General features: G+C 34.2%; 6 protein-coding genes. All 6 read left to right on the top strand.

Annotation, left to right across the window (positions count from 1 at the left end; translation table 11 throughout):
• Window positions 1-279 precede the first annotated feature (279 nt).
• The 6 genes from ACTQWB_RS18415 (at window position 280) to ACTQWB_RS18390 (ending at window position 7,634) form a co-directional block, all read left to right on the top strand.
• Window positions 280-2,901: a hypothetical protein gene (locus ACTQWB_RS18415; protein ID WP_441502880.1), complete on the top strand. Its 2,622-nt coding sequence runs from the start codon at window positions 280-282 to the stop codon at window positions 2,899-2,901.
• A gap of 486 nt (window positions 2,902-3,387) precedes the next feature.
• Window positions 3,388-3,606 carry a helix-turn-helix domain-containing protein gene (locus ACTQWB_RS18410; RefSeq protein WP_441502879.1) on the top strand — a complete coding sequence of 73 codons (219 nt, stop codon included), beginning with the start codon at window positions 3,388-3,390 and terminating at the stop codon, window positions 3,604-3,606.
• Window positions 3,603-4,589, top strand: coding sequence for an adenine-specific DNA-methyltransferase (yhdJ, locus tag ACTQWB_RS18405; protein ID WP_441502878.1), 987 nt, complete (start codon window positions 3,603-3,605; stop codon window positions 4,587-4,589). Before ACTQWB_RS18410 ends, yhdJ begins: the two co-directional genes overlap by 4 nt.
• On the top strand, window positions 4,589-5,683 hold the full coding sequence (locus ACTQWB_RS18400) for a hypothetical protein (protein ID WP_441502877.1): 1,095 nt from the start codon (window positions 4,589-4,591) through the stop codon (window positions 5,681-5,683). Before yhdJ ends, ACTQWB_RS18400 begins: the two co-directional genes overlap by 1 nt.
• 2 nt (window positions 5,684-5,685) lie before the next feature.
• A complete protein-coding gene (locus ACTQWB_RS18395; RefSeq protein WP_441502876.1) occupies window positions 5,686-6,513 on the top strand; it encodes a DUF6414 family protein in 828 nt (275 codons plus the stop codon).
• Complete coding sequence (locus ACTQWB_RS18390) at window positions 6,510-7,634, top strand: AAA family ATPase (RefSeq protein WP_441502875.1); 1,125 nt, start codon at window positions 6,510-6,512, stop codon at window positions 7,632-7,634. The genes ACTQWB_RS18395 and ACTQWB_RS18390 overlap by 4 nt, the downstream gene beginning before the upstream one ends.
• Window positions 7,635-7,960: the final 326 nt, after the last annotated feature.

The raw sequence follows: 7,960 nt of genomic DNA, 5'->3' as shown, positions 1-7,960 counted from the left end.
TTTCAGTACCTGATACATTGAAATGCTCATAGCTGTGGCTTATTCACTGAGATATGAAAGGTTGAAAAACCTTGAATTTTCAATAAAAACACTTGATTATATGAGGAGGTGTTAGGAGTTTTCTTGAAGCATTTTTAAGTATTGGTGTATAGTTTTATAAAAAAACTATATATCAATAATAAACTTTACACCATGCTTAACAAAAGCTTCAGATTGTTCTAAAGTTTACCAGATGTGGTTGAATTAAGAAAAATCATCTGAGGAAAAGGAGAAACTATTATGATTATTAATATTGATAAAAACTATTATACAAGTAAAGAAGAAGCAACGAAACACATGGGAATGATGAGTAATGTTGTAAGTAATAATATAGTAGATTTAGATTTAAGTGAAATTGTAAAACGTGTTGGGAAAAAAGGCTGTACCTTTACCAGAGCTATTGTGAATGGTGCAACCAAGGATGAGCGCTTTGTGCAACAGAGATTTTTAGTATTGGATTTTGATGGTACGATTGAGATGGAAGTATTTAAAAAACGCTGTGAAGAATACAGAGTTCCATTTTTATTTACATATAAAACTCTCAGCTGGAGTGAAGAATGTAATCGTTTCCGGGCTGTTTTTCTAATGGACCGTTGGATTTGCAATTCGGAGCTTGCGAAAGCAGCTAATTATATGCTGGATGCTGTTTTTCCAGAATCAGATTCATCCTGTGTCAATTTGGGAAGGATGTTTCTCGGGGGAAAGGGAGTAATAGAAAAAAATCTGGATGCAAGAATCAATGTTGTAGAACTTGCGCGAGAAGTGGAAACTTACTATCGGGTGACCAAGGGGAGAAATTACAGTACTGATATAAAGAATTTTGGTAAAAAATCAGGAATCAAAGTTTCTGATGGGGAAATATGTATCTTCAATGACGCTGAATTTAATTCCGATGGAATTGAAGATAAAATTACAGACAATGGTATAGTTATGTTGCCATATAGGAAAGAGCAGAGTGGTAAGGCGGATTCTGTGAAAGAACGAGAAGTGTGTGAAGCACGTCCTATGCTGACTTCGTTTGACTCCGATTCATTATGTAAATTATGTGCCTTACTACGAGATTTTATAAATGAAAAGGACTTGCACCATGAGCTGGAATTCCTTCTTGCAACTAATTTGATAAATATAAAGGGCGGAAGACAATTGTTTGAGGATACTATGAAAAAAATGGATAAACTCACACCAAAATGGAAATATGATTTAAAAAGGATGAGCCTTAAAGGATACAAACCAGAACAATGTATAAAATCTAAGGTACCGTGTCCATATTATGATAGGTGCAAAGCTAGTTCTCTCTATACAAAAGCTAGTCGGAAGATCAGAAAGTTGGAAAGCACTGAAGATTTCTACGAAATCGAGGAGTGTGAAGGTGATCTCCGAGAATTTCTGGAAAATGCAGTAAATGCTAAGGATTTAGATATTCATGTTATAAATGCACAGACGGCTCTTGGTAAAACAGAACAATATGCAGAAATTGTAAAGAACCAGACTGATAAGAAATTTCTTATAGCAGCATCGACAATCAAGCTGCAACATGAGTTGGCTGAAAGAGTAGAAGCTAAAGGTGTTAAATGTGAGATTACCGAGAGCATATATACAAAAGCTACGCAGTTACCGTTCCCTGGCTTGAAAGAGGAGCTCGATTGGGCGTTTTCCCAGGGATTTGCAAAGCGGGCAAAGCGAATAGTAAGTGCGTATCGAAATGAACATCAGGAGGAACTTTCAGCAGAACAATTAAAGAAGCTTGATTGGGTACTTAAAAAACAGGAAATAGGTTATAGCGGAGCGCGGTGTATAATTACTACACATGCGCTTTTTTTAATGAAAGAGCTGTATCGAATGAAGGAGTATGAAATCATCATTGATGAAGATTTGCTTATGACTCTGTTTCACATGACAGGCAGTTTGCCAGTGGCAACGGTGAAAAATATGCTGAATTGTCCATTGATAGTAGGCGATAACCAGGAACAGCTCAGGGAAATCTTAAAACTGCAAGATAATGAAACTTTACGCGTTGATTTTACGCCTTTATCAGAGAAGGCATTAGATATTCTGTATTGGCACCGTAAGGAATTTGCAGGACCAGTTCCCAAACTGTTTGAGAGTACCCATGTTATTATGCGGAAAGATAAACAGGAAATTGTTTTTATCAGGAAAAATGATTTTCAAGACAGCAATAAATTGACAATATTATCTGCAACTGCGGACAGGACTTTATATAGGGATTATTTCTCTGGAAAAAAGGTTTATTTCAGAGAAACACATAAGGCTGAATATAAAGGAAAATTGATCCAGTACACGGCACATCCGCTTAGTAGAGCTTTCTTTAAGAAAAATGGTATGATGGACATTGTGAATCAGATACAAGATGAGTATATTAAGGATATTCCGATCATCAGCTTCAAAATGTTATTTCCAAGTTCAGAAATCCATTTTGGCAAAACTGAGGGATTTAATACATATAAAGGTTTAGATATAGCAGTAATCGGTACTCCGCATAATTCCCCAATTTTATATAAGCTCGTAGGCGCAATGCTTGGGTATAGCACAAGCGGCAGCTTACATAAATATCGTGTAGAAAGAAAAGGGTTCAGTTACACTATGATGACATATGGTGATGAGGAAATGCGTAATTTGCAGCTTTTCTTCATAGAATCTGAACTGGAACAGGCGATTGGAAGGGCAAGACTTTTAAGAGAGGATTGTACCGTATATGTCTTCTCTAATTATCCTTGCCAGCAGGCAGAGCTTATTCAGGATTCATATCTAGAAGTAAATTCAGAAGAGGATACAGAACAAGCTGAGGACGACATAACGAAAAACGAAGACGAGATAATCGAGAATGAGACAATGGATTATTAAAAAATAAAATCAAACCAACATATAGGTGACGGACTCTGATCGAAGCCGAGTTGCAGTCATTCTCTTAATTATTCAAGCAATACATTTTTTATTATGAATATGTAGAGAAATATACGAATTGGGCGCTGCCAGGATATTTTACACATCTGCCTGGCAGTAAGCCGGGAGTGAACATATCATTCATTCCAGGCTAGGTGGGAGCCAGATCCTCTGTGGAGAGCTGAGGCATATCTGGCAGTATTCTAGGTCTTTATGACTGGAAGAGGGCGTATATTCAGTAAAGAAGATGTTTAGAATGGTCGCAAATGCCACTGGCATTTGCGGCTTATGATTTTGGGTTTTGTCGTATATAGTATTGGGTTGGCGAATATTTAAACCAACTGAGTAGAAAAATATCATGTTAGTATAAACTAAGCCAAGCAATAAATTGATAAACTCACGAATTCGTGATAAAATAGTTAAGGAATAAACAAGGAGATTAGAAATATGGCAATCACATATAAAAAACTTTTTCATCTGCTAATGGATCAGGGAATTGCTCCTAGTGAGCTTATGGAACAAGCTGGGTTTAGTGCTAATATATTAACTCGAATGAGGAGAGAGCAGTATGTATCATTAGAAAGTGTTGAAAAAATTTGTAGTGCTTTAAATTGTAAGGTGGATGATATTTTGGAGTTTACTATAGAGGGAGAACGAAAAGAATGAATACACAGCAATTGACATTTGAATTATATAACAATGAATTACAGATAGCAGAAGCAAGTAAAGCTGAGGATACTAATAGTTCCATGGAAAATTCGGCTTTTGATTTTCAGAGTATTTTTACAGACAAAACTAATTTAGAGGAAATCCATAATCACAATTCTATGGCTATTTTGGGAGATTGTCTAGAAGTTTTGAAACAGATGAAAAGTAGTTCGGTTCATTTGATTTTTGCGGATGCACCGTATAATATTGGAAAGAATTTTGGAAATAATATAGATCATTGGGATACTGTTGAGTTGTATGTCTCTTGGTGTAAAAAATGGATTGATGAGTGTATGAGAGTTCTTAAAGATGACGGAACAATGTACATTATGACAGCAACTCAGCATATGCCGTATTTAGATATATATGCTGCTGAAAAATATAATGTATTATGTAGAATTGCATGGACATATGATAGTTCGGGAGTACAATCAAAAAAAATGTTTGGTTCACTTTATGAACCTATTTTAATGATAAACAAAAACACTAAGGCAAAGTATACATTTAATTATCAAGATATTCTTGTTGAGGCTAAAACAGGATCAAAGAGGAAACTAATTGATTATAGAAAAAACCCTCCACAACCATACAATACGGAAAAAGTACCTGGCAATGTTTGGGCATTTAGCAGAGTACGTTTTAAAATGGAGGAATACGAAAACCATCCTACACAAAAGCCAGAAGCTATGTTAGAGCGAATAATTAAAGCATCATCTAATCCTGGGGAGATAGTTCTGGATCCTTTTTCGGGCTCTTTTACAACCTCTGCGGTTGCAACTAAATTAGGAAGAATTGGAATTGGAATTGATATGAATGAAGAGTATTTTGAAATGGGAATTAGACGTACGGGTATTGCCTCTGAATATAGAGGAAAAGTTCTGGTGAAAGAGAAAATAAGAAAAACGAATGCTAAATCGAAATATGTTAGAGGAGACAAATAATGAAAATTACTGAACGTTTTGTTTTAGATATACTGAAAGAGGAATTTCCTGTTGAATTTCAAACAATTTATGATAATAGTCAGCTTTTGCAGTATCTTGATAAGAAGATGAAAGCTGTGCATGGAAATTGTAAAACACGTCGCAGTCTAGCCAATATTTATGCAATCTATTCTATTTTGCATTTTTATCAGGAGGACTTTTATCAAAATAAGGTGCTGTATAGGAAATTTGAAGGCTATGATTATATGCGCCTTTTTACTTATTACCGAAAAATGTATGGAGGAAGTAAATTGCAAAACCATGCACTCAATTCGCGAGTTAATGGTGAGTTCAGAAACAAATTTGCAGAGGTTACTAATGACTTAATAATAGTTAACAATGGAAAATATTTAATTCATATAGATTATATTTATGTCCAAGACCATGATATTAGTAAGGCGTGCTGTAAAATTGTTGAAAAATACGTTGACTTGTTGATGAAAAAGGATAACGAACTAATTAATATTCTTTCAGAACTGCGAGAGATGACGGATTATGCCGAAAAAAAAGCAAAGATAAATGAATTATTGACAGAAGATGCAGAAGCGAGAATTTTTGAAATCATTAGTTATGCTATTTTAAAGAATCATTATAAAAATATTACAGTATATTTTGGATATTCAAGGGATAAAATAGCGGAAGTTCAGTTGCAATTGTATAAAACTGGACGAACAAATGCAAATGATGGAGGCATTGATTTTGTCATGCGTCCTATAGGTCGTTTTTTTCAAGTTACAGAAGTGAATAACTATGACAAATACTTGCTAGATATTGACAAAGTAATGCATTTTCCTATTACGTTTGTGCTTAAGACGAAAACAACAAAAACATGTGTATTGAATGATTTAGAACATTATATTTCAATACGAACTAGTGGAATGGCAGTCTTGGAAGAAAGATATAAGAAGGCTATTGAGGATATTATTACTATTAACGAACTACAGAAATGGACGTCGGATTTAGCTGGAGAAGATATTGATGATATTATTCGCGATATTGATGTTTATTACAAACTTGAAATGAATATGGATGCTGAAGATGAAGAAGAGGTTTGAGTATGGATAATTCAAGATTTTTGAAGATAGTATATTTTGACGAGGCGTTTGTAGCGGATTTTATGCAAATTATTGCGGGTGGGGAATTAAAGAAGACAACTGAATTTATTACTGAAGTTAATTCTGGAGTTGAGGGAAATGTGGATATAGAAGGAAGCATAGGAAATGAAAAAAATGGTTTTTCAAAAATTTTTAGTTTTTTGAGTGGTGTGACAATTAATGCAGAAGCTGGTGCAAATGCAAAACTTTCGAGAAAATCTGATAGGATTGCTAAAAACATTTTGGAGAATACACTGTTGGCAGATTTTATTGCGTTACTGGATTCTGATAAGCGTAGAACAAAGAATAAACGTTGTGAGGGTATTCAAATATTCCCCAAGATTGTTGTTAGACCAGAAGCGAACTCTTTTTCTCATATTATGTTGATTGCTCCTTTTTTGAGCATGATTAATGGTGAGTTGCCTTTTAAGACTAGTGATGGGAATTCAATGAAAATTGATATAACTAAAGTTGAAGAAGCTATTGAAAGGGGACGTGGTTATTATGAATTTGTGGCTACGGTTGAGAATAAGGATGTTATTTTGAGATTCAATCGAAGTGCATTTAGAAATAGCTATACGATGTCTGATTTGCCTAAAATGCAGCTTACATACTATGCGATTCATGTGGGAAAAATCGAAAAGTCCGATTTGCAAGTTCAAAAAGAATTTGAGTTTGGAACAACAAAATTGTCTAAACGTGTGAATTATGCTTCTGTATCTGAAGGGGGTACTACAATTTCTGGAACTGATGTATACGATGTTGTGTTGGCAGGGGTATTAGAAGAGTGATAGAAAGAATAGAAATATATTGGGGAGCAGATAAAGATTTTGAGAAAGCAACTGCTAGTTTGGAAGAAGTAAATTATTTGGTTGATGTTCTTAATCGTATTAATGAAACTGACGTCAATATTCGTGGGATAGCTGCATCACAGAGTCAGCCTATGGAGGTGGAGAATCTTCTAATTTATACGGATGACTATGGTAGTGTTAAAGAATGGGTAATTCTTGGGTTTTCAAATAATATTTTGAAAAATCTGAAGATCAATATTAAAAATCTGTGGCTTTGTAATCCTCCATTGAAGATTTATCAAGACATTGTAAAAAATTTTGAAAAGGAAATAATCAAAGAACATAAGACTGTATATTCAAGGATAACAGTAGAAGATATGCGCAAGATAGCCGAGGGATTTAATGATGTTGTAATAGGACAACCGCATGTAATGGAACAATCATTAGCTTCAATTTATGCTTTAAGAAATAGCAATCGAAAAAGACCTGTTACACTTTTGTTTTTGGGGGATTCTGGAATTGGAAAAACAGAAACCGCAAAATATATTAGTTCTTGTTTAGGTACTGATATGGTTAGAATTCAGTTTTCAATGCAGCAAACTAATAGTGCATATCAGTACATATTTGGTGCAGAGCATGGGGAGGATAGTTTGGCTCGTGAATTGATTAGGCGTAAATCTAATATCATTTTATTGGATGAGTTTGATAAAGTATCTCCTGCGTTTTATAATGCGTTTTATCAAATGTTTGATGAAGGAGTTTTCGTTGATGCAAATTATTCTGTCGACGTTTCAAGGTGTATTATTATATGCACTACTAATTATAGAACTGAAGAAGAAGCAGAAAAATATTTAGGTACGCCAATTTATTCAAGATTTTCTAAAATTGTTGTTTTTAATCCAATTAGTGTGAATGATAAATTAAGAATCGCAAAAAAATGTTACATTGAGGTAATGAAGCAGATTGAAGATGATGACCAAGAACTTATTAAAAATAATTCTATTTTAGAAATATTTGAAAAGTCTATCAAGGAAGGTGTCTATCCTAATATGCGCATGTTAAGAAATGATATAGAGGATGCGATTAACTATGAAATTTTAAAAGCGAGGGGCATTATTTAATAGAAATCAGAAAGTTCAAATTTTCAATTACATATTATAATTATGAGAAAGCAAAGGACGAACCAATCCTTTGCTTTTTTTATGTCAAAATTTAAAGGAAAGGAGCTATACCAATGGATTTTTCATGGGAACTGTTATTTGAACTGCTTGGCAAGATTGCGGATACAATCGGCAATGTTCTTGGCGGGACAAAGAAAGATTAAGGAAAACGAAACCAGGAGCTTCCTGTATAATAAAAAGCGTGGATGTTGAAAATTGAAAATACCTCAGAGTACAATAAGACTACTGACTGGCAGGTTAGTAAAAATCTTATTATACAGAGAGGT

Origin of the sequence: Blautia sp. HCP3S3_H10_2 (genome assembly GCF_052122375.1) — a bacterium.
Classification (GTDB): domain Bacteria; phylum Bacillota; class Clostridia; order Lachnospirales; family Lachnospiraceae; genus Blautia_A.
This window is presented reverse-complemented; position numbering and strand designations above follow the sequence as displayed.